This window comes from Streptomyces sp. NPDC098781, from assembly GCF_044759995.1.
In the GTDB taxonomy this organism is placed as follows: Bacteria; Actinomycetota; Actinomycetes; order Streptomycetales; family Streptomycetaceae; genus Streptomyces.
Genome location: NZ_JBIWAK010000012.1, coordinates 45634 through 71950, shown reverse-complemented (window position 1 = coordinate 71950; position 26317 = coordinate 45634). Strand labels below are relative to the sequence as shown.

At 71.7% G+C, this 26317-nt stretch carries 24 protein-coding genes; 17 read left to right on the top strand and 7 right to left on the bottom strand.

Going from position 1 to position 26317, the window contains the following annotated elements; all coding sequences use genetic code 11:
- Positions 1-16: 16 nt before the first annotated feature.
- Entirely contained in the window at positions 17-1411 is a 1395-nt protein-coding gene (locus ACIQWG_RS37075) for a diaminopimelate decarboxylase (RefSeq protein WP_404104644.1), read from the bottom strand.
- A gap of 146 nt (positions 1412-1557) precedes the next feature.
- Here ACIQWG_RS37075 and hutU point away from each other — a divergent pair, with 146 nt between their 5' ends.
- Genes hutU through hutI form a run of 4 tightly spaced genes read left to right on the top strand, consistent with a single transcriptional unit; the run spans position 1558 to position 7086 of the window.
- Positions 1558-3222, top strand: a complete 1665-nt coding sequence (gene hutU, locus ACIQWG_RS37070; RefSeq protein ID WP_404104310.1) for a urocanate hydratase — start codon at positions 1558-1560, stop codon at positions 3220-3222.
- A complete protein-coding gene (locus ACIQWG_RS37065) occupies positions 3219-4436 on the top strand; it encodes an allantoate amidohydrolase (RefSeq protein ID WP_404104307.1) in 1218 nt (405 codons plus the stop codon). Before hutU ends, ACIQWG_RS37065 begins: the two co-directional genes overlap by 4 nt.
- The gene (locus ACIQWG_RS37060; protein WP_404104305.1) at positions 4433-5794 is read left to right on the top strand and encodes a formimidoylglutamate deiminase; all 1362 of its coding nucleotides are present in this window, start codon (positions 4433-4435) and stop codon (positions 5792-5794) included. The genes ACIQWG_RS37065 and ACIQWG_RS37060 overlap by 4 nt, the downstream gene beginning before the upstream one ends.
- A complete protein-coding gene (gene hutI / locus ACIQWG_RS37055; RefSeq protein WP_404104302.1) occupies positions 5791-7086 on the top strand; it encodes an imidazolonepropionase in 1296 nt (431 codons plus the stop codon). The genes ACIQWG_RS37060 and hutI overlap by 4 nt, the downstream gene beginning before the upstream one ends.
- On the opposite strand, the gene ACIQWG_RS37050 is transcribed toward hutI, so the two are convergent.
- Together ACIQWG_RS37050 and ACIQWG_RS37045 are read right to left on the bottom strand one after the other, a co-directional pair.
- Positions 7087-8670: a ricin-type beta-trefoil lectin domain protein gene (locus ACIQWG_RS37050; protein ID WP_404104299.1), complete on the bottom strand. Its 1584-nt coding sequence runs from the start codon at positions 8668-8670 to the stop codon at positions 7087-7089. It lies immediately after the preceding gene.
- A 260-nt stretch (positions 8671-8930) separates the two neighbouring features.
- Positions 8931-9884, bottom strand: a complete 954-nt coding sequence (locus ACIQWG_RS37045) for an RNA polymerase sigma factor SigF (protein ID WP_404104297.1) — start codon at positions 9882-9884, stop codon at positions 8931-8933.
- Between the two features lie 237 nt (positions 9885-10121).
- Here ACIQWG_RS37045 and ACIQWG_RS37040 point away from each other — a divergent pair, with 237 nt between their 5' ends.
- The 6 genes from ACIQWG_RS37040 (at position 10122) to ACIQWG_RS37015 (ending at position 15769) form a co-directional block, all read left to right on the top strand.
- A complete protein-coding gene (locus ACIQWG_RS37040) occupies positions 10122-10508 on the top strand; it encodes an STAS domain-containing protein (protein ID WP_404104294.1) in 387 nt (128 codons plus the stop codon).
- Positions 10509-10743: 235 nt separating this feature from the next.
- Positions 10744-11355: an ATP-binding protein gene (locus ACIQWG_RS37035; RefSeq protein ID WP_404104291.1), complete on the top strand. Its 612-nt coding sequence runs from the start codon at positions 10744-10746 to the stop codon at positions 11353-11355.
- A gap of 390 nt (positions 11356-11745) precedes the next feature.
- Positions 11746-12441 carry an LPXTG cell wall anchor domain-containing protein gene (locus ACIQWG_RS37030; RefSeq protein ID WP_404104288.1) on the top strand — a complete coding sequence of 232 codons (696 nt, stop codon included), beginning with the start codon at positions 11746-11748 and terminating at the stop codon, positions 12439-12441.
- A 30-nt stretch (positions 12442-12471) separates the two neighbouring features.
- Entirely contained in the window at positions 12472-13323 is an 852-nt protein-coding gene (locus tag ACIQWG_RS37025) for a hypothetical protein (RefSeq protein WP_404104285.1), read from the top strand.
- Positions 13320-14402: a hypothetical protein gene (locus ACIQWG_RS37020; RefSeq protein ID WP_404104283.1), complete on the top strand. Its 1083-nt coding sequence runs from the start codon at positions 13320-13322 to the stop codon at positions 14400-14402. Before ACIQWG_RS37025 ends, ACIQWG_RS37020 begins: the two co-directional genes overlap by 4 nt.
- A complete protein-coding gene (locus tag ACIQWG_RS37015) occupies positions 14399-15769 on the top strand; it encodes a hypothetical protein (RefSeq protein ID WP_404104280.1) in 1371 nt (456 codons plus the stop codon). Before ACIQWG_RS37020 ends, ACIQWG_RS37015 begins: the two co-directional genes overlap by 4 nt.
- 107 nt (positions 15770-15876) lie before the next feature.
- On the opposite strand, the gene ACIQWG_RS37010 is transcribed toward ACIQWG_RS37015, so the two are convergent.
- Together ACIQWG_RS37010 and ACIQWG_RS37005 are read right to left on the bottom strand one after the other, a co-directional pair.
- On the bottom strand, positions 15877-17382 hold the full coding sequence (locus ACIQWG_RS37010) for an oligopeptide:H+ symporter (RefSeq protein WP_404104277.1): 1506 nt from the start codon (positions 17380-17382) through the stop codon (positions 15877-15879).
- A gap of 42 nt (positions 17383-17424) precedes the next feature.
- Complete coding sequence (locus ACIQWG_RS37005; protein WP_404104274.1) at positions 17425-17562, bottom strand: hypothetical protein; 138 nt, start codon at positions 17560-17562, stop codon at positions 17425-17427.
- A gap of 321 nt (positions 17563-17883) precedes the next feature.
- Between ACIQWG_RS37005 and ACIQWG_RS37000 the strand changes: the two genes are divergently transcribed.
- Both ACIQWG_RS37000 and ACIQWG_RS36995 read left to right on the top strand, forming a co-directional pair.
- On the top strand, positions 17884-18561 hold the full coding sequence (locus tag ACIQWG_RS37000; protein WP_007502439.1) for a response regulator transcription factor: 678 nt from the start codon (positions 17884-17886) through the stop codon (positions 18559-18561).
- A 32-nt stretch (positions 18562-18593) separates the two neighbouring features.
- Positions 18594-19868, top strand: a complete 1275-nt coding sequence (locus ACIQWG_RS36995) for an ATP-binding protein (protein ID WP_404104270.1) — start codon at positions 18594-18596, stop codon at positions 19866-19868.
- A gap of 43 nt (positions 19869-19911) precedes the next feature.
- Here ACIQWG_RS36995 and ACIQWG_RS36990 read toward each other — a convergent pair whose 3' ends face one another.
- A complete protein-coding gene (locus ACIQWG_RS36990; RefSeq protein WP_404104267.1) occupies positions 19912-20472 on the bottom strand; it encodes a GtrA family protein in 561 nt (186 codons plus the stop codon).
- 164 nt (positions 20473-20636) lie between these two features.
- Here ACIQWG_RS36990 and ACIQWG_RS36985 point away from each other — a divergent pair, with 164 nt between their 5' ends.
- From ACIQWG_RS36985 to ACIQWG_RS36975, 3 genes are read left to right on the top strand one after another with little or no spacing between them, the layout of a single operon-like run.
- On the top strand, positions 20637-21776 hold the full coding sequence (locus tag ACIQWG_RS36985; RefSeq protein ID WP_404104264.1) for a 5-(carboxyamino)imidazole ribonucleotide synthase: 1140 nt from the start codon (positions 20637-20639) through the stop codon (positions 21774-21776).
- Positions 21773-22300: a 5-(carboxyamino)imidazole ribonucleotide mutase gene (gene purE, locus ACIQWG_RS36980; RefSeq protein ID WP_404104261.1), complete on the top strand. Its 528-nt coding sequence runs from the start codon at positions 21773-21775 to the stop codon at positions 22298-22300. The genes ACIQWG_RS36985 and purE overlap by 4 nt, the downstream gene beginning before the upstream one ends.
- Before the next feature lie 4 nt (positions 22301-22304).
- A complete protein-coding gene (locus ACIQWG_RS36975) occupies positions 22305-23495 on the top strand; it encodes a dipeptidase (RefSeq protein ID WP_404104258.1) in 1191 nt (396 codons plus the stop codon).
- Here ACIQWG_RS36975 and ACIQWG_RS36970 read toward each other — a convergent pair.
- Entirely contained in the window at positions 23444-24598 is a 1155-nt protein-coding gene (locus ACIQWG_RS36970) for an alkene reductase (RefSeq protein WP_404104255.1), read from the bottom strand. The genes ACIQWG_RS36975 and ACIQWG_RS36970 overlap by 52 nt on opposite strands.
- Before the next feature lie 64 nt (positions 24599-24662).
- Between ACIQWG_RS36970 and ACIQWG_RS36965 the strand changes: the two genes are divergently transcribed.
- Both ACIQWG_RS36965 and ACIQWG_RS36960 read left to right on the top strand, forming a co-directional pair.
- On the top strand, positions 24663-25022 hold the full coding sequence (locus tag ACIQWG_RS36965; RefSeq protein ID WP_404104252.1) for a MerR family transcriptional regulator: 360 nt from the start codon (positions 24663-24665) through the stop codon (positions 25020-25022).
- A gap of 147 nt (positions 25023-25169) precedes the next feature.
- Positions 25170-26297 carry a dipeptidase gene (locus ACIQWG_RS36960; protein WP_404104249.1) on the top strand — a complete coding sequence of 376 codons (1128 nt, stop codon included), beginning with the start codon at positions 25170-25172 and terminating at the stop codon, positions 26295-26297.
- The last annotated feature ends 20 nt before the right edge of the window (positions 26298-26317 follow it).

The following is a 26317-nucleotide window of genomic DNA, read 5'->3' as shown; positions in this document are numbered from 1 at the left end:
TGTGTGTTGGCTTAGGTCAACGGCGCTTCGGCGCAGACAGGGTGGTGAGCGCGGTGGCGTGCGCCCCTCCGGATTCGGCCACGATCTCGTCGAGCGACTGCGGCTCGCGCACGGTCGCGAAGGCGATGCCCCCGGCCGCGTCCGGGGCGAAGCCGTAAATGCCGGGCCGGGCAAGGGAGTTGTACGCGTAGTGGTGCGCGAAGTAGTACGCCCCCGTGTCCAGCGCCGCCGCGTGGTCCCCCTGCTCCAGCAGGGGCAGCGCGCATCCCTCGGCCAGCAGGTCGCCCGAGAAACAGGCCGGCCCGGCCACGTCCTGCACCACGGCCGGCCCCTCCTTCGGTCGCCCCTTGCCGTCGTACGCGCCGATCCGCAGCGGCCAGCTCCCCGGCGCGTACACCGTCCGCGTGGCCACCTGTACGCCCGCGTGCGTCACCGCCACCGGCCGCCCGCCCGCGCTCTTGGCGTACTCGACCCGCGCCACCACCGTCCCGTGCTTGGCGAGCAGCGAACGGCCGAACTCCGTGACCAGGCCGTACCGCCCGTCGAACAGTCCGGGCACCGCCTCCTTCAGCAGCCGGGCGTACCGCGCGTACGTCGGCGTGGTCGCGTCCGACGCGAAGTTCACCGGCAGTCCGCCGCCGATGTCGAGCGTGTCGATCTGCCGCCGCCCGATCCGCCGGTTGATCTCCTCCGCGAGCGCGTACGCCTCCGCGATCCCCCGGGTCATCAACTCCAGCGGGATGCCCTGCGAGCCGGTGTGCGCGTGCAGCCGGGTCAGCCACGGACGGTCCTGATACGCCCGTACGACCCACTCCCGGGCCCCTTCGTCGAGCAGCGCCACCCCGAACTTCGAAGTCGCCGTGGCGGTGGACGTCGCCTCGATGGAACCCCCGCCGACCTGCGGATTCACCCGAATTCCGAGCGGCGAGCGGCTTTCGGCGGACCTCATCAGGCCGTCGATGCGGTCCAGTTCCTGCGGGTTGTCGGCGTTGACCGCGATGCCCAGCGCCAGCGCCTCGCGCAGCTCGGCCGGTGTCTTCGCGGGCGAGTCCAGGACCGTCGCCTCCGGGCCCAGCCCAGCCGCCCGCGCCAGCGCCAGCTCACCCGGGCTCGCCACCTCGGCCCCGATCCCCTCCTCGCGCAGCAGCCGCAGCACCGGCACCAGCGGGGTGGCCTTCACCGCGAAGGCGTGCAGCACGGGCGTGCCCGGTGCCACCACGGCGTCGAACGCCGCCCTCAGTGCCGCCGCCGACTCCCGGATGCCGGTGACGTCGAGCAGCCCGACGATCGGGGTGCCGGCCCCGAGCAGTCCCTGCTCCACGGCCGCCCGCACCGCCTCGTGGCGCCGGGTGACCCGATCGGCGTCGCATGCCGAGATCTCGCTTTCGTTGCTCACGCCGGCCCCCGTCATGTCGTTGTACGAGCCCATGCATCCAGCCAAACATCCGGGACGCGGCCGTGCGGGCACGCAGATGTATTGACTAGTTCTATTCAGACGTCCAGGATGTGAATATCCACCTCAACAGTTCGCAGTCACAGTCCGCTGGGAGGCAGACCATGTCAGGACCCCGCCCCGTCCGAGCACCGCGCGGTACGGAACTGAGTGCCCTGGGATGGCAGCAGGAAGCCGCCCTGCGGATGCTCCAGAACAACCTCGACCCCGAGGTCGCGGAGCACCCCGACAAGCTCGTCGTCTACGGCGGCACCGGCAAGGCGGCCCGCGACTGGCGCTCCTTCGACGCGATGGTGCGCACCCTCAAGGGCCTCAAGCAGGACGAGACCATGCTCGTCCAGTCCGGCCGCCCCGTCGGCGTCATGCAGACCCACGAGTGGGCCCCGCGCGTCCTGATCGCCAACTCCAACCTCGTCGGCGACTGGGCGAACTGGGAGGAGTTCCGCCGCCTGGAGGCCCTCGGCCTGACCATGTACGGCCAGATGACGGCCGGCTCCTGGATCTACATCGGCACCCAGGGCATCCTCCAGGGCACCTACGAGACCTTCGCGGCCGTCGCCGCGAAGAAGTTCGGCGGCACCCTCGCCGGGACGATCACCCTCACCGCCGGCCTCGGCGGCATGGGCGGCGCCCAGCCGCTCGCGGTGACCATGAACGACGGCGTGGCGATCTGCATCGACTGCGACCCGCGCGCGATCGAGCGCCGTATCGAGCACCGCTACCTGGACGTGAAGGCCGACTCCCTCGACCACGCCCTCCACCTGGCCACCGAGGCCCGGGACGCCCGCCGCCCCCTCTCCATCGGCGTCCTCGGCAACGCCGCCGAACTGGTCCCGCAGCTCCTCGCCATGGGCGCCCCCATCGACATCGTCACGGACCAGACGTCCGCCCACGACCCGCTGGCGTACCTGCCGCTGGGCATCGCCTTCGAGGACATGGCCGACGCCGCCGCCAAGGACCCGGCGGGCTTCACCACCCGGGCCCGCGAGGCGATGGCCCGGCACGTCGAGGCCATGGTCGGCTTCATGGACGCCGGCGCCGAGGTCTTCGACTACGGCAACTCGATCCGCGGCGAGGCCCAACTCGCGGGCTACGACCGTGCCTTCGCGTTCCCCGGCTTCGTCCCCGCCTACATCCGCCCGCTCTTCTGCGAGGGCAAGGGCCCCTTCCGCTGGGCGGCCCTGTCCGGCGACCCCGCCGACATCGCCAAGACCGACAAGGCGATCCTGGACCTGTTCCCGGAGAACGAGTCCCTCGCCCGCTGGATCAAGCTGGCCGGCGAGCGGGTGCACTTCCAGGGCCTGCCCGCCCGTATCTGCTGGCTCGGCTACGGCGAGCGGGACAAGGCCGGCGAGCGCTTCAACGACATGGTCGCCTCCGGTGAGCTGGCCGCGCCGCTGGCGATCGGGCGCGACCACCTGGACTGCGGTTCGGTGGCCTCCCCCTACCGCGAGACCGAGGCCATGCTCGACGGGTCCGACGCGATCGCCGACTGGCCGCTGCTGAACGCCATGGTCAACGTGGCCTCGGGTGCCTCCTGGGTGTCCATCCACCACGGCGGTGGCGTCGGCATGGGGCGGTCCATCCACGCCGGTCAGGTGACGGTGGCCGACGGCACCAAGCTCGGCGGGGAGAAGATCCGCCGGGTGCTGACGAACGACCCCGGTATGGGCGTCATCCGGCACGTGGACGCGGGCTACGACATCGCGGAGTCGGTCGCCGACGAGCGCGCGGTCCGGGTCCCGATGCGCGAAGGTGACGACGCGTGACCTTCCACAGCATGTGGGCGGAGCTGCTGCCGATCGGCCGCAGCTCCGCCTCCGGCGGCTACCGCCGCTTCGCCTGGACCGGGGCCGACCTCGACTGCCGGGCCTGGTTCAAGGACCAGGCCGAGGCACGCGGGCTCACCTACGAGCTCGACCGCAACGGCAACCAGTGGGCCTGGCTCGGGGACCCCGACGCCGGGGACGCCGTCGTCACCGGGTCGCATCTCGACTCCGTTCCCGACGGGGGTGCCTTCGACGGGCCTCTGGGTGTCGTGTCGTCCTTCGCCGCGCTCGACGAACTGCGCGGCCGGGGCGTGGACTTCGCCAAGCCGCTGGCCATCGTCAACTTCGGCGACGAGGAGGGCGCCCGCTTCGGCCTCGCCTGCGTCGGATCGCGGCTGGCCGCCGGGCAGCTCACCGTCGAGGACGCCCACGAGCTGACCGACGGCGACGGGGTCACCCTGCCCCGGGCCATGGAGGCCGCCGGATACGACCCCGAGGCCATCGGCGCCGACCCCGAGCGGCTGGCCCGCATCGGTGCCTTCGTCGAACTGCACGTCGAGCAGGGCCGGGCGCTGGACCTGTCCGGCGACCGGGTCGGCATCGCCAGCGCCATCTGGCCGCACGGCCGGTGGCGGTTCGACTTCCGGGGCGAGGCCAACCACGCGGGCACCACCCGGCTCGTGGACCGGCGCGACCCCATGCTGTCGTACGCCGAGACCGTGCTCGCCGCCCGCCGCGAGGCCGAACTCGCCGGGGCGGTAGCCACCTTCGGCAAGATCGCCGTCGAGCCGAACGGCGTCAACGCGATCCCGTCCCTGGTGCGCGGCTGGCTGGACTCCCGGGCCGAGGACCAGGCGAGCCTCGACACCGTCGTCGGCGGCATCGAGAAGGCGGCCCGGCAGTACGCGCAGGCGCACGGCATCGACCTCGACGTCGTGCGGGAGTCCTTCACCCCCGTCGTCGAGTTCGACCACGCCCTGCGCGACGAACTGGGCCGCATCCTCGGCAAGGACACCGACATCACCGTGCCCGTCCTGGGTACCGGTGCCGGACACGACGCCGGAATCCTGTCCGGGAGCATCCCGACCGCCATGCTGTTCGTACGCAACCCCACCGGCGTCTCGCACTCCCCGGCCGAGTCCGCCGCCGAGGACGACTGCGTGGCCGGGGTCCTCGCACTCGCCGACGTACTGGAAGGGCTGGCCCGCAGGTGACATCCAGGACCTACTGGCTCGAACACGCCTGGCTCGGCACTCATGTCGAGCCGGGCGTCGCCCTGACCGTGTCCACCAGCGGCTCCGCCGCGGGCGGCGACGGCCGGATCACCGCCGTCCGCACCGGCGTCCCCACCCCGCCGCCCGGCGCCGAGATCCTGCGCGGACTGACGCTCCCCGGGCTGGCCAACGCGCACAGCCACGCCTTCCACCGCGCCCTGCGCGGCACCGTCCAGGTCGGCTCCGGCACCTTCTGGACCTGGCGCGAGGTCATGTACGCCACGGCCGACCGGCTCACCCCGGAGACCTATCACGCCCTCGCCCGGGCCGTGTACGCCGAGATGGCGCTCGCGGGTGTCACGGCGGTCGGTGAGTTCCACTACGTCCATCACGCCCCGGGCGGCACCCCGTACGCCGACCCGAACGCGATGGGAGAGGCCCTGATCGCGGCCGCCGCCGAAGCCGGCATCCGCATCACCCTCCTCGACACCGCCTATCTCTCCTCCGGCTTCGGACAGGCACCCGACAGCCACCAGCTCCGCTTCTCCGACGGGGACGCGGAGGCCTGGGCCGAACGCTGTTCAGTTCTCAAGGAACAGGATCACGCGCGGATCGGGGCGGCGATCCACTCCGTGCGGGCCGTGCCCGCCGACCAGTTGGAGACCGTGGCGCGGTGGGCCGAGGAGCGGCGGGCCCCGCTCCATGTGCACCTGTCCGAGCAGACCGCCGAGAACGAGGCCTGCCGTGAGATCCACGGGTGCACCCCGACGCAGCTGCTCGCCCTGCACGGCGTGCTCGGGCCGCGCACCACCGGTGTCCACAACACCCACCTCACCGCCGAGGACGTCTCCCTCATCGGCGGCAGCGGCACCGGCACCTGTATGTGCCCGACCACCGAGCGGGACCTCGCCGACGGCATCGGACCGGCCGCGGCCCTCCAGAACGAGGGCTCGCCGCTCTCCCTCGGCTCCGACAGCCACGCCGTGATCGACCTGCTCGAAGAGGCACGCGCGATGGAGCTCAACGAGCGCCTGCGCACCCGCACCCGCGGTCACTGGACGGCGGCGGCCCTGCTGCGGGCGGCCTCGGCCGACGGCCACGCGGCGCTCGGCTGGGACGGCGCGGGCACCCTGGAGGCCGGCGCGCTCGCCGACTTCACGACGGTCGCGCTCGACTCGGTCAGGACGGCAGGGCCGCTTCCGCGGCTCGGGGCCGAGACGGCCGTATTCGCCGCGTCGGCAGCAGACGTGTCGCATACGGTCGTGGCAGGTCGGCACGTCGTACGGGACGGGGTCCACGCCCTCGTACCGGATGTGCCGAAGGCCCTCGCGGACGCCGTCGAAGCCCTGCGCGGATGACCCCCGGCCGCCCGCCCGGGCGGCGCCCCTCCGCCCCCGAACCCGACCCCACCGCCGACCAGGCAACCAAGGACGCCATGAGCAACGCGACGACCGTCAGCCCCGCCCATTCCGCGAGCACCGCCAGCACGCTCATCACCAACATCGCCGCCCTGGTCACCAACGACCCCTCCCTAGGTGACGGAACCCCCCTCGGACTGATCCAGGACGCGGCCGTCGTCATCGAAGGCGACCGCGTCGTGTGGACCGGTGATCAAAGCAAAGCACCCGCCACTGACAACCGGGTCGACGCGGGCGGCCGGGCGGTGCTCCCGGGCTTCGTCGACTCCCACTCCCACCTGGTCTTCGCGGGCGACCGGACGCAGGAGTTCAACGCCCGGATGTCGGGGCGCCAGTACAGCGCCGGCGGCATCCGCACGACCGTCGCCGCCACCCGCGCCGCGAGCGACGAGGAACTCGAGGCCAACCTCACCCGCTACCTCGCCGAGGCCCTCCGCCAGGGCACGACGACCTTCGAGACCAAGTCCGGCTACGGACTGACCACCCACGACGAGGCCCGTGCCCTGCGCATCGCCGCCGCGCACACCGACGAGGTCACCTACCTCGGTGCCCACATCGTCTCCCCGGACCACGCCGACGACCCGGCGGCCTACGTCGCCCTGGTCACCGGCGAGATGCTCGACGCCTGTGCCCCGTACGCCCGTTGGATCGACGTCTTCTGCGAGAAGGGCGCCTTCGACGGCGACCAGGCCCGCGCGATCCTCACCGCGGGCAAGGCGAAGGGCCTGCACCCGCGCGTCCACGCCAACCAGCTCTCCTACGGCCCCGGCGTCCAGCTCGCGGTCGAACTCGACGCCGCCAGCGCCGACCACTGCACCCACCTCACGGACGCGGACGTCGACGCCCTCGCGCACGGCAACACGGTCGCCACCCTGCTGCCCGGCGCCGAGTTCTCCACCCGCGCCGAGTGGCCGGACGCCCGCCGCCTCCTCGACGCGGGTGCCACCGTCGCCCTGTCCACCGACTGCAACCCGGGTTCGTCCTTCACCTCCTCCGTTCCGTTCTGCGTCGCCCTGGCGGTACGGGACATGGGGATGACCCCGGACGAGGCGGTGTGGTCGGCCACGGCGGGCGGCGCGGCGGCACTGCGCCGCGACGACATCGGCCGGCTCACGCCCGGCGCCCGCGCGGACCTGCTTCTGCTCGACGCCCCGAGTCATGTGCACCTGGCGTACCGGCCGGGGGTACCGCTGGTCGCCGAGGTCTGGCGGAGCGGCGTGCGGGTGGCCTGATCAGGCGGCGCCGGCGCGCCAGCGCTGCCCCGCGCTCCCGCTCACCTGCTCCAGCGACAGCTCGTCCCCGGCGCCGCCGCCCGGCGTCACGGCCGTGTCGATGTCGATGGCCGGGCGGATCAGGCCGTCGTCGTCCACGAGGAACGTCAGGTTCTCGCCGTTGCGCCCCTCCACCGAATCGCACGACCAGATCCCGACGCCCCGGTCCGTCGAACCCCGACTGTCCAGGCAGAAGTCGGGATCGGCGGCCGACTGCACCACCCCGCGCCCGGCGTCGACCCGCCAGCGCTGGGTGCTGGAGGAGCCACAGGGGGCGGTGACGACGTCCGTGCCCTCGAAGAAGGCGCCGCCCACGTCCAGGCACAGCCCCGAGCCGACATTGACGACCTGCGCGAACGTGCCGGACGGCGGGTGCGTCGGGGAGGGCGGCGGTTTGGGGCGTGACGTCGCCGTCGGACTCTTCGTGGGGGACGGCGACTTGGAGCTCCGCGACGGCGAGGGCGACGCCGACGGCGACGGCGAGGGGGACGCCGACGGCGTCGCCGGCACCGTGGCCGTCACGGTCACCGCGACCGGCGGCACGCTCACCGGGGTGCGCGCCGCGCCCACCGGATCCTGCGCGGACGAGCCGCCCTCCGCCAGCAGGAACGCCACCAGCGGCAGCAACGCCACCCCGACGGCCACCGACACCAGCACGAACCGGCGGCGATCCCGCGGCCAGCTCCCGCGCGTCCAGCCGCGTTCCGCCGCGCGGCCGCCCGCCTCCCGCTCCTGAGCTCCGCCCGCCGCGTACGCCGTCCCGCCCCACGGCAGCAGCCCCTCCGCCAGCGCCGTGCGCGGTGTGTCGCGCAGCGCCGACAACTCCTCGTACGCGACGGTGCAGTGCGGGCAGCGCGTCATGTGGGCGTGCAGATCGGCGCTGGCACGGGGGCTGTCCGGCCGTACGGACTCCTCGATGAGGCGGCCGAAGTCGGGGCAGTCGGGGTCGTCGGAGGCGGCGAGGCGGGCGCGCAGGCAGGAACGGGCGAGCTGCTGGAGCGCCTGGTCCGTGCCGTAGGTCACGTCCTCGCGGGTGAGGCCGAGCAGCGTGGCCGTACGTTCCACCGGCTCGCGCTCCACGACTCCGTACCAGATCAGGCCCTGGGTGCGCGGCGCCAGGGACTGGAAGGCCGTGATCATGGGCGGGACCGGACCGGAGGGGCCGGCCGTGTTCAGGACCAGCAGCAGTGCGGTGTCCAGGCCCGCCGCCCGCTCGTCCGTCGCCCAGGTGCCGGCCGACCGGGCGGTCAGCAGCAGGAGTTGGTGCCGCCACGGGACGCGGGGATCGATGCCGCGCGCCGTCTGGCGGGCCGCCTGGGCGAACGCCTCGGCCGCCAACTGACGTGCCGTGGTCTCGTTCGGAGTGCACTGCCGGGCGTAGGCGAGGACGTGCGGGTGGTGGCGGGCGCGCAATTCCTGGAGCGCCGGATAGGCGGTGGCCGTGTCGGCGCGCAGCAGTTCGGTGAGCCGTGCGTCGGAGGCGCCCGCGTGGATCCCGCGGTCGCGTTCCTCGCCGCCCGCCCCACCGTCGTAGGCCCGAGCCATCCGCCTGCCTCCTCGCAGCCGTGCGACCCGCCCGGAGTCCTGACCTACCGGCGGGTATGACGGCTCATAGTGGAGGAACGGAAGCCCTGGGGAAAGGGTTTCTGTGGGTAACCCATGAGCGGTGGGTGAAAGATCCGGAAGCGGTCACACGGCCCGGTGCCGCGCGACCCCGAAGCACTGTGCCCGGTGCCCGGCCGACTCATTCGGCGGGGCACCGGGCACAGTGCAGGTCAGCGCGAGGAGACGGGCTCCCCGGCCGGTCATTCCTCGATCGTCAGACCCTTTCTGAGCCGGATCAGGGTCCGCGACAGCAGTCGCGACACATGCATCTGGGAGATGCCGAGTTCCTCGCCGATCTCCGACTGGGTCAGGCCCGCGACGAACCTCAGGGAGAGGATCTTCCGGTCCCGGGGCGGGAGTTCGGCGATGAGGGGCTTGAGGGACTCGACGTACTCGATGCCCTCGATGCCGTGGTCCTCGTAGCCGATCCGGTCGGCCAGCGCGCCCTCGGCGTCGTCCTCCTCGGGCTGGGCGTCCAGCGAGGCGGCGGTGTAGGCGTTCGACGCCGCCATGCCCTCGACGACCTCGTCCTTGGTCAGGCCCAGGCGCTCGGCCAGTTCGGCCACCGTCGGGGCGCGGTCGAGCTTCTGGGCCAGCTCGTCGCCGGCCTTGGCCAGGTCGAGCCGGAGCTCCTGAAGCCGGCGCGGCACCCGAACCGACCAGGAGGTGTCGCGGAAGAAGCGCTTGATCTCACCGATGATGGTGGGCATCGCGAAGGTGGGGAACTCGACGCCGCGGCTGAGCTCGAAGCGGTCGATCGCCTTGATCAGGCCGATGGTGCCGACCTGGATGATGTCCTCCATCGGCTCGCTGCGCGAGCGGAACCGGGAGGCGGCGAACTTGACCAGCGCGAGGTTGAGTTCGACGAGCGTGTTGCGGACGTACGAGTACTCGTGGGTCCCTTCCTCCAGCGACTCCAGCCGCTCGAAGAGGGTCTTGGAAAGAGCCCGTGCGTCCACCGGCCCCACCTCGTCGTACGGCGGGATGTCCGGAAGCCCGGCGAGTGCGTCGTCCTGGCCCGAACCATGCTCGAAGGCATGTTCGGAATCCACGGCGCCGCTGCGCTCGATGGGATCCAGATGTTCCGGTCGGGATGCCGACGTCGCGTTCTGGGTATGCGATGCGTCGAGCCGGGGTGACATGATGTCCTCCATCGTTCTCGGCATATGGCTGCCGAAGCCTGTCGTGCACTGCGGTGTGCGGCGCCTCCAAGCCGGCCGAGTCGGTTACGTGTCTCTACTAGCCCTACCCGCTTTCCTGAGTTCACCGCAAGTGCACTCTGGTCCGAAATGTCCGATTCTGTGTGGATGTTCGGGTGTTGGAGGGCGTAGGGAAGGCGTAGTGTTCGAGAGCGTCAGTCAGCAGCCACGACGTCGGGAGTGAGACACGGCATGGACCGCGGGACGGTCGGCAGCGCACAGTCTGGCCGACTTCTGGTCGAGGTGCGGGAAGAGGGCTCCAGTGCCGTCGTGACCCCGGCGGGTGAGTTGGATCACCACACCGCCGATCTGTTGCGAGAGCCACTGGAAGACTGCCTCGGCAAAGGCTTCAGCCGACTGGTCGTCGACTGCTCGCGGCTCGAGTTCTGTGACTCCACGGGGCTGAACGTGCTGCTGGGGGCGCGACTGAAGGCGGAGGCGGCCGGTGGCGGGGTGCATCTGGCGGGCATGCTGCCCGTTGTCGCGCGCGTGTTCGAGATCACGGGGGCCGAGGCGGTCTTCACGATCCACGACTCGCTCGAAGCGGCCCTCGCCGACGGGTCCGACGGCTCCGGCTGACCCCTCCCGTCCGCCTCGCAACGGACGTCACATCATTCGGCCCGAATCCGGGGGTGTTCCCTCGGCATGGTCGGGCAGGAGACATCCTGAAAGTGTCGGCTGTGATGTCGGCCACCGGGGGTGGGGGACTGTGACCGACGTATCAGGCAAGGACGTGTACAGGCGTACTGACTCTGCGTACTGACTTGTGAATCGTGTGAATGTTGAACTGGTGAATCGGTGAGGTGAAGCGCTGATGAGCACCACCCGGCCTTACTCGCCGGGCGACCGCGGCCCTGAGCCCAGCGGCGCTTCCGGGGCGTCCGAGGGGGGCGTGCCAGGGACGGGGGACGCCGAACGGGGCGCGCCGGCGGCCGGAACGTCCGACGAGGGCGCTGTGTCGTCCCTCGGGCCCGATCGGCCCTCGGCGGCGGAGGCGGCCGCCAAGGCGTCGGCAGGGCGTCAGGTCCGCCGGCTGGACTTCGAGGGCCAGAGCGGGGTCGTCCCGCTCGCCCGCGACTTCGCCCGGCAGGCGCTGTACGCGTGGGGCTGGCTGCCCGCCGCCACCGCCGACCAGCGGGCCGCCGCCGAGGACGTGCTGCTCGTCGTCTCCGAGCTGGTCACCAACGCCTGTCTGCACGCCGAGGGCCCGGACGAGATGTGGATCGCCTGCGACAACAAGGTGATCCGTGTCGAGGTCTCCGACAAGGGCAACGGTCAGCCGGCCCCCCGCACCCCGCACCGCGCGGCGCGCCCCGGCGGCCACGGCATGTTCATCGTGCAGCGGCTCTGCCTGGACTGGGGGGTCATGCGGACGCCGGGCGTCGCGGGCAAGACGGTGTGGGCGGAGCTGGGCGCTCCTGCGTGAGTGTGGGCGCTGCTGTGCGCCTCCGCCTGGCTCAGGGCGGAGCAGGGTGCCTCCCGGGGTGACTCGGGCGGAGCAGGGCGCCGGCGTGAAGGTCCGCCACCCGGAGCCGAGCTCCGGCCTCGTCGCCGCGCGCTGACGGAGACGAGCAGTCCGGACCCCGCGAGCCGAGAGAGCCGCCACCCGCTGTGACGGTGGCCTCGCGCCCCGAAGCGAACCCCCCTCCCCGCCCGAAGTGCCGGCCTCGGCCCGACGCTGAGTTACCCGGGGTCACCCCCTCCACCGGGTGCACGCCGGATCGCCACAACTCCGGCGTGCGCCGTGTCTTCCTTCCTCAACGCCCCGGGCGTACCTTGACGGCCGATCTGATGTGCCGTCAGGAATGAGGGGACCGTGTCGAAGCAGAAGCGAAACGCAGCTCTCGCGACCGTCGCGGCCCTGGCCGGATCGGCGGTACTGGTGGCCGCCCCCGCGGCCCGGGCCGAAGTCGTCGACGTCAACTACGCCTGCAAGACGCCGATCGGCGACAAGAGCGCCGTCTCGCCCATCGACATCAAGGGCGACGAGAGCGGCGGCGGCTACAAGATCACCATGTCCTGGCAGAAGGGCGTCTCCTCCAGCCCGGTCGAACTGGGCAAGGGCGCGATGAACCCGAGCGCCACCATCAAGCTGGGCGGCGCCGACAGCGGCACGCTGAGCGTGACCGGCCCGGCCAACCAGGAGGCGATCCCCGCCAACACCCCCATCAAGATCAACGACTTGACGGGCACCTACACCCCGAAGAAGACCGGCAAGGTCACCTTCACCGCGGGCGTCCTCACCATCAAGGCCCTCGGTACGACCACCACCTGCACACCCAGCAACAGCCCCGGACCGTCGCTCACCCTCGACGTGAAGGCGGCGGGAGGCGGCGGGGGAGGTGGCACCGGTGGCCAGAGCGGCTCCGGTTCGGGCTCCGGCTCCGAGCTCCCGCAGACCGGCCCCGAGGACTCGGCCATCGCCCTCGGCACCCTCGGCGGCACGGTCCTGCTCGCGGGCGCGGCGGGCGCGCTGTGGCTGACCCGCAGGGGGCAGACGGTACGCCGCTGACCGATACGTACCGATCCGCTGGAGCCGCCGATGTCGTCAGCCGCCCGTCTCCTGTGCCTGTCCCTGCTGTTGCTGTCGGTGTCCGTCCCCACCGCGACCGCCGCCGAGGGCTGGTCCGTCGCGCCCTCCGGGGGCGGCCGGCCGTCCTTCTACACCGAGGGCGAGCCCGGGACGGTCCAGCGGGACACGGTGTCCGTGACGAACCCCGGCGACGAGCCGGTCACCGTACGCCTGGACGGCACCGGCGTCCCGATCGCCTTCGCCGAGAGCGCGGTACGGATCCCTGCCCGCACCCGTGCCGAGGTCCCGTTCACGGTGACCGTCCCGGCGGGCACGGCCCCGGGGGACCGGTCCGCCGGGATCGTCGCCCGCGACACCGACGGCCGCGCGCGGACCGTCCCGCTCCGCCTGCGGGTCACCGGCACCGAACTGTCCGCGCTGACCGTCGAGCACGTCGAGGTGCGTGCCGACTCCCTCGCGTACGAGCTGGTCAACCGCGGTACGACCCCGCTCTCCCCGACACTCGCGGTGCGCGTCGACGGTGTCCTCGGCCGCCTCCTCGACCGCGCCCCGCGCGCCCTTCCCGTCGAGCTGCCCCCGGGCAGCCGTACCGAGCTCACCGAGCCCTGGCCCGACCGGCCCGCCCTCGACGCGGTCGAGGTGCGGCTGACGGTGACGGCGGCGGGCGGGGCGAGCGACACGGCGGAGGTGTCGGCGCGGTTCGTGCCGTGGGGTGAGGGAGTGGGTTTTGGGGCGGCGCTGGTGGCCGCAGGCGCCCTGTTGGTCGTACGGCACCGAAGGCGCCGTAAGCCGAACGGTGACGAGCCGGTGGAGGCCGAACGGCCAGCCCGGCAGGCCGAGTTGACGGGAGCCGGGACGTGAGGGCCAGGGTGCGGATCGCGGCGTTGCTGGCCGTGCTGGCGCTGTTGTCGCCGGTGGTCTCCGGGAACGCCTCGGCGGCGGACGGACCGCCCGTCGTGAAACTGTCCAAGTCGCAGGCGGGCACGGGCGGTTCGATCACCGTGACCGGCAGCGGCTGGCGGCCGCGCGCGCTGCTGATGCTGCTGATCTGCGGCCAGTCCGTGCCGTCGACCGGGGTGAGGGGAGGCACCAACTCCTGTGCCAACGCCGACGGCAGGGCCGTGACGACGGACGCCGAGGGCCGGTTCAGCCGGAAGCTGCCGGTGGCCGAGCCTCCCGTGCCGTGTCCGTGCGTGGTGCATGTGGCGACCGTGACCGGGGCGAAGGCGGAGGCCGACGTGATCTTCCAGGTCGCCGGGCACGCGGTCGAGCCGCTGCCCGCGGAGCCGGCGGGCGGACGCCTGTCGGTCCTCACCGACACCCGCCTCGACGGCTCCGGCGGCCTGCTCACCTGGTTCGGCGCTCCGCCGGCCCGCACGCTCGTGTTCACCGTGGGCAACGTCGGCACCTCCGCCGTACGCGATCCCGTCTTCCAGGTCGGCACCTCGCACGGCGTGTTCGCGCCGCAGTGGGAGGAGCGGCGGTGGCGCGGCACGATCCAGCCGGGGAAGAAGGCGCGGATCGAACTGCCGGTGGAACTCGCCGCCGGGGCGCACGGCGACTACACCGTCTCCCTGAAGTACGGCGGCAAGGTGCTCGCCGAACAGCCCTGGGGCGTGGGCCGGCCCTGGGGCGTGACGCTGTTCTGGATCCTGGTCTGCCTGGTCGTACCGGCGGCGGTGTTCCGCGTCGGGATGGCGGTGGTGGACCGGATACGGCCGCGGCACACGAGCCGCCGCCGAGGTCTGCGGCTGCCCGAAGCCGCCCTTCGTCTTCCGGGGCTCAGGCCCCGGGAAGAGGCGAGGCACGCCGCCTCGCCCTCCTCGACCCTGCCGTGGTTCGCACCGGACAGTGACCCGGGCACGGCCGGTCGGCTCTCCGCACCGCACGACGACAGCACGACGAGTCCTACGACCCCCACGAGGAAGGGACCTCCGTGAGCAAGCGAAGGAGAGTCATACCGGTACGCCCCCTCAGAGCGACCGCGGCGGGCACCGCCCTGATGCTCGGCGGCGCGGGCGTCTTGCTCGGCGTGTCCGCCGGGACCGCGCAGGCGGCCGAGGTGTCGTACGCGACCGAGTGCATTCCGCCCGCCATCTCCGGGCTGCCGCCGGTGCAGGGCACCACGAAGGTGGAGATCACCGCGCCCGCCGAGGCGAAGGTCGGTGACGAGGTGGAGATCGTCTGGAAGTTCGCGCAGGCGGCGTCCAAGAACCCGGACGTCCTCGACCTGGCCGCGAACACGGTCCAGCCGTCCGGAACCCTGAAGGCGGCCGGCGCGCAGACGGCGGACATCGCCATGCAGGGGCCCCGGGAGAATCCGCCGATCCCCAAGAACTCCGACATGAAGCTGTCCGACATGAAGGGCAAGCTGAAGCTGACGGCACCCGGCGAGGTGACGCTGGTGCCTGACGCGTACAACATCAACGTCAACAAGCCCATCTCCACGGACACCAAGTGCGCGCCGAAGGAGACGGTGAAGCCGGCGGCGACCATCAAGGTGACGGACGGGGGCGGGAGTTCGGGCGGCACGACGGGCGGGCTGCCGACGGTGGTCCCGACGCTGCCGACGAGTGTGCCGACCGGTCCGCCCACGGGAACCTCCGGCCCGACGCCGAGTGAGAGCGAGACGGGCGGGAACGACGGCGGCACGAGTATCGGGGGCGGGGGCGGCCAGACCGACTTCACGGGCAAGGAGGTCCAGGTCCCGTACCAGTGCAAGACGCCGATCGGCGACAAGGAGGCGACCTCGCCGGTCCAGATCGACGCCAGGAAGAACGGCGGGAGCTTCGACCTCACGGTCCAGTTCAAGAAGTCGGTGATGGACAGCCCCGCCGACATCCCCGAGGACTCGGTGAAGCCGTCGATGGAGGTCGCCCTGGGCGGCGCCGACAAGGGCACGGTGCATGTCGAGGGCCCGACCAACTCGGAGCCCATCAAGTCCGGCGACCCGATAGAGATCCCCGACCTCACGGGCACCTACAAGCCGGGCGCGAGCGGTGAGTCGACCCTCTCCCCGGGTGTCCTGACCATCGAGGCCCTGGGCACGACGACGACGTGCACACCGGCGAAGTCCGAGGTCTCCCTGACCCTCGACACCAGCGAACAGCCGGGCGGCGCGTCCGGCGGCGGCTCGACGGGCGGCTCAGCGGGAGGTTCGGCGGGCGGCTCGTCGACCGACGGCGGCCTGGCGGCGACGGGATCGGAGGACAGCGGCTCCCTGAAGGCGCTGGGGCTGGTGGCGGGGACGGCGCTGTTGCTGGGGGGTGCGGTGTTCACGTTCATGCCGCGGCGTGGGGTGCGCTGACCGACCCGGGTTTCTCGGGGCCGCGGGGAACCGCGTCCAGTGGGAAACCGAAGGGGCCGTCACACCCACGTAGGTGTGACGGCCCCTTCGGCTCGAGCGGCGCGGCGTCAGCGCACGTCGCCCATGAGTGCCTTGACCTTCTTGCGGTACATCCAGACGGCGATACCGGCGAGGACGGCGAGCGCGGCTTCGATGGCGACGAAGCCCCTCTTGTCGAGGTTGACTCCGCCGACGGCCGGGTTCGACAGGAGCGCGGTGACGGAGTCGCCCGCGGTCACGGCCAGGAACCAGACGCCCATCATCTGCGAGGCGTACTTCGCGGGCGCCATCTTCGTCGTGACCGACAGACCCACCGGGGAGAGCAGCAGCTCACCGACGGTCTGGACGAAGTAGATCGCCACCAGCCACATCGCGGCCGCCTTGTGACCGCCCTCGGCGATCGACAGCGGGGCCAGGAAGAGGAAGAAGGACGCGCCGACCAGGACCAGACCCGAACCGAACTTCACGATCGTGCTGGGCTCCTTGCCCCGCCGGTTCAGCGCCAGCCAGAACCAGGCGAAGACCGGGGCCAGCGCCATGATCAGGACCGGGTTGACCGACTGGTACCAGGAGACCGGGAAGCCCCAGCCGAAGACGCTGTTCTCGGCCGAACCGTCGGCGAAGAGCGACAGGGTCGAGCCGCCCTGGTCGTAGATCATCCAGAACACGGCCGCGGCCACGAAGAACCAGATGTACGCGGACATCTTCGACTGCTCGGAGCGGTCCAGGTCCTTGTCGCGCTTGATGCGGACCAGAACCAGGGTCGGGATGATCACGCCGAGCAGGGTCAGCGGGATGAGGACCCAGTTCAGGGTGTAGGAGCCGGAGATGCCGACGATCGCGTAGAAGACGACCGCGATACCGGCCCAGATCGCCGCCTTGCGCAGCGTCGAGGTCTTCTCCTCGGTGGACAGCGGCGTCGGGACCACGCTGGAGCGGTCCGCCAGGTGGCGGGAGCCGATCAGGAACTGGACGAGGCCCAGTGCCATGCCGAGCGCGGCGAGCGCGAAGCCCAGGTGCCAGTTGACGCTCTCGCCGACGGTTCCGATGACCAGCGGGGCCGCGAAGGCACCGAGGTTGATGCCCATGTAGAAGACGGTGAAGCCACCGTCGCGGCGCGGGTCGTCCGGTCCGTCGTAGAGGTGGCCGACCATCGTCGAGATGTTGGCCTTCAGCAGACCCGAACCGATGGCGACCAGGCCCAGACCGGCGTAGAAGGTGCCGGAGGTGGGCAGGGCCAGGGTGAGGTGGCCGAGCATGATGATGCCGCCGGCGATGGCGACGGTCTTGCGCGGACCCCAGACGCGGTCGCCGAACCAGCCGCCGGGCATGGCGAGCAGGTACACCAGCGACACGTACACCGCGTAGATCGCGGTAGCCGTCCCCGCATTGAGATGCAGCCCGCCCGGAGCGATGAGGTACAGCGGGAGCAGAGCCCGCATGCCGTAGTAGGAGAAACGCTCCCACATCTCGGTCATGAAGAGAGTGGCCAGTCCGCGGGGGTGGCCGAAGAAGGTCTTCTCGGAACCGGGGGTGCCCGGACGGGCCGAGTCCTTCGTCAGGCTGGACGCCATGGTCGTTCCTTGCTGGTCGGGACGCACGACGACGTTGAACGGTCACGCGCCCGGTGGGGGGCGGCCGGCACCGGCGGACAGGGCCGTCCGCCCCACGCCCAGGGGCAGTCCGCTCCGGTTCACGGAGGGGAAGACGGCGACCGTCGGGATCCACGCCCCCGCCATCGGGGGCCCGGCCACAGGTCATTCCTTCCGGGACCGGAAAGCCGGTCCCGACACAAAAGAGACCCTCGGCGTCAAGTGCGCCGAAGGTCCCCGCAGTGCTACAGGCGTGGTGTCACCATACGTCAGGACACCGCCTGAAATGGAAGGACTTGAGACAGGGATCACAGGTGTCGAGGGAACCGCGGACACCCTTTCCAAGGTCCTTCCCAGGATCGCACCCCAAGGGCAGTGGTCTGTACCACAGAGCGGGAAGGTAAGAGGCGGACTGGAAACCGGTAAGAATCCGGGCGTCCGATCACCCTCCAGCTCTTGTCATGGGCGGACTACCATCAGCTCATGACCCGAGTACTGCTCGCCGAGGACGACGCGTCCATTTCGGAGCCGCTGGCCCGCGCACTGCGCCGGGAAGGGTACGAGGTCGAGGTCCGTGAGGACGGCCCCACCGCGCTCGACGCCGGGTTGCAGGGCGGCATCGACCTGGTCGTGCTGGACCTCGGCCTGCCCGGCATGGACGGGCTGGAGGTGGCCCGCCGGCTGCGCGCCGACGGTCACGCCGTGCCGATCCTCATCCTGACCGCGCGTGCCGACGAGGTGGACACCGTGGTCGGCCTGGACGCGGGCGCCGACGACTACGTCACCAAGCCCTTCCGGCTCGCCGAGCTGCTCGCCCGGGTCCGGGCCCTGCTGCGGCGCGGGGCGGCGGAGCCCCAGCAGCCGCCGGCCACCCACGGGGTGCGGATCGACGTCGAGTCGCACCGGGCGTGGATGGGGGAGGAGGAGCTCCAGCTGACGGCGAAGGAGTTCGACCTGCTGCGCGTGCTGGTGCGCGACGCCGGGCGGGTGGTGACCCGGGATCAGCTGATGCGGGAGGTCTGGGACACCACCTGGTGGTCGTCGACCAAGACGCTCGACATGCACATCTCCTGGCTGCGCAAGAAGCTGGGCGACGACGCGGCCAACCCCCGCTACATCGCGACGGTGCGGGGCGTGGGCTTCCGCTTCGAGAAGAGCTGAGCCCCAAGGGCCGTACAGGTGAGTAACAGGACATGCGCCGCCGACTGATCCAGTCCACCCTCGCCGTGGTTCTCGTCGTGATCGCCGTGTTCGGCGTGTCACTGGTGATCGTCGAGACGCGGACCATCACCAACACCGCCCAGGAGCGGGTGGACACCGAGGCCGTGCGCCTCGCCAGCATCGTGGACAGCCGGCTGCTCGGCGAGGAGACCGTGGACGCGGCGGTGCTGCGGGACCAGATCCAGGGGGATCGCTACGCCGAGATCCGCATCCCCCGGCATCCCGTGATCGAGGTCGGCCGCAAGCCGTCCGGTGACGTCATCAGCGCCACCGAGACCGGCGAGGAGGGCGAGACGGTCACCGTGCAGGAACCGCGCTCGTCGGTGACCCGGGAGGTCGGCCGTACGCTGCTGATCATCGCGGCGGTGGCGCTCCTGGCGGTGATCGCGGCCGTCCTGCTGGCGGTGCGCCAGGCGAACCGCCTCGCCTCTCCGCTCACCGACCTCGCCGAGACGGCGGAACGTCTCGGCTCGGGCGACCCGCGCCCCCGGCACAAGCGGTACGGCGTCCCGGAGCTGGACCGCGTGGCGGACGTCCTCGACTCCTCCGCCGAGCGCATCGCCCGCATGCTGACGGCGGAGCGGCGCCTGGCCGCGGACGCCTCCCACCAGCTGCGCACCCCGCTCACGGCGCTCTCCATGCGCCTGGAGGAGATCACCCTCACCGACGATCCGGACACGGTGAAGGACGAGGCGACCATCGCGCTGACACAGGTGGAGCGCCTCACGGACGTCGTGGAACGCCTGCTCACCAACTCCCGCGACCCCCGGACCGGCTCCGCCGTCACCTTCGACCTCGACGAGGTCATCCAGCAGCAGCTCGCGGAGTGGCGGCCGGCCTACCGCAGCGCGGGCCGCGCGATCGTCAGCTCAGGCAAGCGCCACCTCCAGGCGGTGGGGACCCCGGGCGCGGTGGCCCAGGTCCTGGCGGCCCTGATCGAGAACTCCCTCATGCACGGCGGCGGCACCGTAGCGCTGCGCACGCGCGTCACCGGCAACCAGGCGGTCATCGAGGTCACCGACGAGGGCCCCGGCATCCCGGCCGACCTCGGCGCCCGCATCTTCGAGCGCGCGATCAGCGGCCGTAACTCCACGGGCATCGGCCTTGCGGTGGCCCGGGACCTGGCGGAGGCCGACGGCGGCCGTCTGGAGATGCTCCAGACGAAACCCCCGGTCATCGGCCTGTTCCTGTCCCGCACACCCCCGTCGAAGAAGCCGGCACAGGGGCCGGGGGCGCCGGTCAGGTAGGCGGCCCGTTCAGGGCGGATACGCAGATGCGGGTCCCTCTGCGTCAGCTCACCCGCTGCCAGACCCGCGGCTTCTCCGCCTCCGGCCCCGGACGAGGCTCCAGGAACGATTCCGCGGACGGTGTCGGCTCCTCCACCGGCAGGGCCCGGAACACCCACGTGCGGTACGACCAGAACCGGAACAGCGTCGCTATCCCGATGCCGAGGAACTTGAAGACGTTGCTCTGGAGCGGGGTGTCCCAGCCGAACCCGTACGTCGCCGCGTACAGCACACCGTTCTCGATCACCAGGCCGACCACGCTGAACAGCAGGAACAGGCCCAGTTCCTTCGTACGGCGGCTCTTGTCACGGTCCCGGTAGGTGAAGTAGCGGAACCCGACGTAGTTGAAGACGATCGCGACGACCGTGGCTATGACGCTCGCCCGCACCACCTGGAGGTCGGTGACATGCCGCACCAGGTTGAAGACGAGCAGGTTGACCAGCAGCCCCGCACCGCCCACCGCACCGAACTTGGCGACCTCACGCACCAGCCGATCGAACCGCTGCCGTACCGCACTGCGAGCTGCCGGAGGCGCCACATGAAGCCCCGAGGAACCACGTCCCATGGTTGTGAAGGCTCCTGTCGGTCGATATGTCGGTCGGTTTCGTCAACTCAGCCATGCTAACCACCCCCCTCGGCGATTGCCTGTGCCAGAGCTCATAGGCCGGGAAAGAGACCTGGAAAAGTCCGGTAAGAGGCTCGCCCCCGAGTGGCCGATACCCTAGGTGCGTGACGTTCCCGGTAGTCGGCATGGTCGGCGGGGGTCAGCTCGCTCGTATGACACACGAGGCAGGCATCCCGCTCGGCATCAGGTTCAAGCTCCTCAGTGACACCCCGCAGGATTCCGCGGCGCAGGTCGTAGGCGATGTCGTCATCGGCGACTATCGCGACCTCGACACGCTGCGCGAGTTCGCCCGCGGGTGCGATGTGATCACCTTCGATCACGAACATGTACCCACCGAGCACCTACGGGCGCTGGAGGCGGACGGCATCCCCGTCCGCCCCGGCCCCGACGCGCTGGTGCACGCCCAGGACAAGGGCGTGATGCGCGCGAGGCTCGACGCGATCGGGGTGCCCTGCCCCCGGCACCGCATCGTGAGCGACCCGCAGGACGTCGCCGCGTTCGCCGCCGAGGGCGACGGCTTCCCGGTCGTCCTGAAGACCGTGCGCGGCGGCTACGACGGCAAGGGCGTCTGGGTCGTCGACTCGGTCGAGGAGGCCGCGGACCCCTTCCGCGCCGGCGTCCCGGTCCTTGCCGAGGAGAAGGTCGACTACGTCCGCGAGCTCGCCGCCAACGTCGTACGGTCGCCGCACGGCCAGGCCGTCGCCTACCCCGTCGTCGAGTCCCAGCAGGTGGCCGGTGTCTGCGACACCGTCATCGCGCCGGCCCCCGACCTCGACGAGACCCTCGCGCTCAAGGCCGAGGAACTCGCCCTGACCATCGCCAAGGAACTGGACGTCGTCGGCCACCTCGCGGTCGAGCTGTTCCAGACCCGCGACGGCCGCATCCTCGTCAACGAGCTCGCGATGCGCCCGCACAACTCGGGGCACTGGACCCAGGACGGCGCCATCACGTCCCAGTTCGCCAACCACGTCCGGGCCGTCCTCGACCTCCCCCTCGGCGACCCGCGCCCGCGCGCCCGCTGGACGGTCATGGTCAACGTCCTCGGCGGCGACTACCCCGACATGTACTCCGCGTACCTGCACTGCATGGCCCGGGACCCCCAGCTCAAGATCCACATGTACGGAAAGGACGTGAAGCCCGGCCGTAAGGTCGGTCACGTCAACACCTACGGCGACGACCTCGACGACGTGCTGGAGCGCGCCCGTCACGCTGCCGGCTACCTGAGAGGGACCATCACCGAATGAGCCCCGTTGTTGGCATCGTCATGGGGTCGGACTCCGACTGGCCCGTCATGGAGGCCGCCGCCCAGGCCCTCGACGAGTTCGAGATCGGCTACGAGGTCGACGTCGTCTCCGCCCACCGCATGCCGCGTGAGATGGTCACCTACGGCGAGCAGGCGGCCGAGCGCGGGCTGAAGGTGATCATCGCCGGTGCCGGTGGCGCCGCCCACCTGCCCGGCATGCTCGCCTCGGTGACCCCGCTGCCGGTGATCGGTGTGCCCGTCCCGCTGAAGTACCTGGACGGCATGGACTCGCTGCTCTCCATCGTGCAGATGCCGGCCGGCGTGCCCGTGGCCACCGTCTCGGTCGCCGGCGCGCGCAACGCGGGGCTGCTCGCGGCCCGGATCCTCGCCACCCATGACGAGGACCTGCTCCAGCGGATGCGGGAGTTCCAGCAGGAGCTCAACGACCAGGCCGCCGAGAAGGGCAAGCGGCTGCGCGCCAAGGTAGAGGGCGCGGGCGGCTTCGGCTTCGGCGCGGGGAAGTGAGCCGATGACCCCCGTCTCGCTGGAGGCAGCCCGGGAGCTCCTGCGCGAGTTCCCCGTCGTCGACGGTCACAACGACCTCCCCTGGGCGCTGCGCGAACAGGTCCGCTACGACCTCGACGCCCGCGACATCGCCGGCCACCAGAACGCCCATCTGCACACCGACATCCCCCGCCTGCGCGAGGGCGGCGTCGGCGCGCAGTTCTGGTCGGTGTACGTGCGGTCCGACTACGCCGGTGACAAGGCGGTCAGCGCGACCCTCGAACAGATCGACTGCGTACGGCAGTTGCAGGCGCGGTACCCGAGCGACCTGCGCCCGGCGCTGACGGCGGCGGACATGGAGGCCGCCCGCGCGGAGGGCCGGATCGCCTCCCTCATGGGCGCGGAGGGCGGCCACTCGATCGCCGACTCCCTCGCCACGCTGCGGGCGCTGTACGCGCTCGGCGTCCGCTACATGACCCTCACCCACAACGACAACATCGCGTGGGCCGACTCGGCCACGGACGAGCCCGGCGTGGGCGGCCTGTCGGCGTTCGGCCGCGAGGTGGTACGGGAGATGAACCGCGAGGGCATGCTGGTCGACCTCTCGCACGTGGCGGCGACGACCATGCGCGACGCGCTCGACACCACCGTCGCCCCGGTGATCTTCTCCCACTCGTCCTCCCGCGCGGTCTGCGACCACCCGCGCAACATCCCGGACGACGTCCTGGAGCGGCTGCCCGGCAACGGCGGCATCGCGATGGTGACCTTCGTGCCGAAGTTCGTGCTCCAGGCGGCGGTCGACTGGACGGTCGCGGCCGACGAGAACATGCGCGCCCACGGCTTCCACCACCTCGACACCACCGCCGAGGCGATGAAGGTGCACCGAGCCTTCGAGGAGACCACCCCGCGCCCGGTCGCCACGGTGTCCACGGTCGCCGACCATCTGGACCACATGCGCGAGGTCGCCGGCGTCGACCACCTCGGCATCGGCGGCGACTACGACGGCACCGCGTTCACCCCCGACGGCCTGAACGACGTCTCCGGTTACCCCAACCTGATCGCCGAACTGCTGGACCGCGGCTGGTCGAAGCCCGACCTGGCCAAGCTGACCTGGCAGAACGCGGTACGGGTGCTGGGCGCGGCGGAGGACGTGGCCCGTGACCTTCAGGCGACCCGGGGCCCGTCCAACGCGACCATCGAGGCACTGGACGGCTGATCGTCGAGGGCGGGGTAGTCGGTGTAGCCGGTCGCCCCGCCCGTGTACATCAGGTACCGGTCCCGCACCGCGTTGAGCGGCGCCCCCAGAGCCAGCCGCCGTACCAGATCGGGGTTGGCGAGGAACGGGCGGCCGAGGGCGATCAGGTCGGCGCCGGCCGCCATCAGCCGCGCCGACTCCTCGACGATCGCCTCGGCGGACAGCTCGGGCAGCCTCGGGTTGGCGATCAGGGTGCCCGGCCAGACGGCCCGGATCCGTCCGAACAGCGGGTCCTCGGCGTCGGCGTACACGAGGTGCAGATACCCGAGCCCCAGCCCGCCCAGCGCCGCGACCAGCTCGGGGTAGAGGGCGTCGGTGTCGGTCTCCTCGATGCCGTTGACGGTGTTGCGCGGCGAGATCCGTACGCCGACCCGCTCCGGCCCGATCGCGGCGGCCACCGCCTCCACCACCTCCCGCACGAACCGGATCCGCCCGGCCGGCGTGCCGCCGTAGGCGTCGGTGCGGCGGTTGGTGTTGCCCGCCAGGAACTGGTGCAGCAGATGGCCGTTGGCGGAGTGCACCTCGACGCCCTCGAAACCGGCGTCCACGGCGTTGCGCGCGGCGGTCGCGAAGTCGGCGACGGTGGTGCGGATGTCGTCGACGGTCATCTCCCTGGGGACGACCGCCGGACGATGACCGTCGGGCGTGAAGATCGTCTCCGGTAGCGGCAGGGGCGAGGGCGAGAGGGGGGTCAGACCGCTGGTCGCGGGATGTCCCACCCGGCCCCCGTGCTGGAGCTGGAGGAACATCGGCCCTCCGCCCGCCGCCCGCACCGCCTCCGTGACCCGCCGCCAGCCGGCCACGTGCGAGGGCGAGTGGATGGCGGTGATGTTCGGATACGTCTGCCCGGTCGCGTTCGGTGTGGAGGCCTCGGCGATGATCAGCCCGGCCGACGCGCGCTGGGCGTAGTACGTGGCCATGAGCGGCGTCGGGGTGCCGTCCGCATCCGCGCGGTTCCTGGTCAGCGGGGCCATGACGAGGTGGTTCGGCAGAGGGAGGGGGCCCAGGCGGGCCGGGGTGAGAAGCGGGCCGACGGTGGCCTTCTTGTCTGTCGGGTACGTCATGGCCGTACCGTAGAAGCTGACATCAGTGTCAGATTCAACCGCGGACGGACCCAGGGGGCACGGCATGCGGATCGGTGAACTGGCCCGGCGCACCGGGGTGAGCGAGCGGTCGCTGCGCTACTACGAGACCCAGGGGCTGCTGCGCGCCGACCGCACGCCCGGCGGTCACCGTGACTACCCGGACGCGGCCGTCGACCGGGTCATCCGGATCCAGGAGCTGTTCGCCGCCGGGCTGCACAGCAGCCGGATCGCCCAGTTGCTCCCCTGCATGCGGGACGCCGACGGCGGCCCCTCCGCCATCGCCACCCCCCGGCTGGTGGAGGACCTCAGCGCCGAGCGGGACCGTATCGACCGCATGATCGCCGACCTCGTCCGCTCCCGGGACACCCTGGACGAGGTCATCGAGGCGGCACAGGAGGGCTGAAGCGCGCGTCTACCCCCGCGCACGCCCTTCCATGCCGCCGGTGGCGCCGTACCCCCGAACGGATCGCCCACCAGGACGGCCCCTCGGGGCCGTGCGACGGTGAACCGTACTGCTTGACCAGGACGCCGATCACGTACGGAGGCCGTCATGGCAGATCTCAGGGACGACCTGGACCCCGGCACCGCCGTCGACGAACTCGGTGACCTGCCCGACCCGTTTCCCGGGAAGCCGTACGAAGGTGTCACCGGCGCCGAGGAGGACGCCGACACCGATCTCCTGGCCCGTGCCCACGCCCTCCTCGCCACCCACCCCGTCGCCGACGGCTACAGCGGGCTGCCCTGGGCGCTGCGCCGGCTGCCCTGGTTCGACCTGGAACTCGGCGAGAGTGCCGTCGACACCGATGTGCCGCGGATGCGCGAGGGCCATGTCGGCGCGCTGTTCTGGGCGCTGCACCTGCCCGAGGGGCTGGCCGGGGACCGGGCCGTCGGCGCCACGCTGGAGCAACTGGACCTGGTGAAGACCGTCGTACGGGCCCACCCCGAGGGGCTGCGTCTCGCCGACGCCCCGGGGCCGATCACCGACGTCCGCCACAGCGGCCGCGTCGCCGTGCTGCCGGGACCGGCCGGAGCCGCCGCGCTCGGTGACTCGCTCGGCATCCTGCGCTCACTGCACGGCCTCGGGCTGCGCGCCCTCACGCTGTCCGGCGTGTCCTGGGCGAGCGAGGCGGGACTGACCCGGTTCGGCGAGGAGGTGCTGCGCGAGATGAACCGGCTCGGCGTGCTGGCCGATCTCTCCGGCGCCTCCGAGGACACCGTGCGCCGGGCGTTGGCGGTCTCCAAGGCGCCGGTCGTGTGCGCCCGCTCCGCCGCCCGCGCCCTGCGCCCGCACCCGGCCAACCTCCCCGACGACCTGCTCGCCGAACTGGGCGCCGCCGGGGGCCTGTGCATGGTGCCGCTCACCGCCGAGCAGACCGGTCCGTCCGTCCGGGACGTCGCCGACCATCTCGATCACGTACGCGAGGTCGCGGGCACGCAGTGCGTCGGCCTGTCCGGCACCTATGACGCCGGCGCCGCGCACCCGCAGGACCTCACCGACGCCTCCTGCTATCCGCACCTCGCCGCCGAACTGCTGCGCCGGGGCTGGCCCGAGGCCGATATCGCGCTGCTGACCTGGGGCAACGTCCAGCGCGTGCTGCGCGGGGCCGACTTCACGGCCCGCGAGGCGCAGCGGCGCCGGGCGCCGTCGACGATGAAGATCGCCGAGCTGGACGGGTAGTAGCCGTCCGGGGCAGGCTG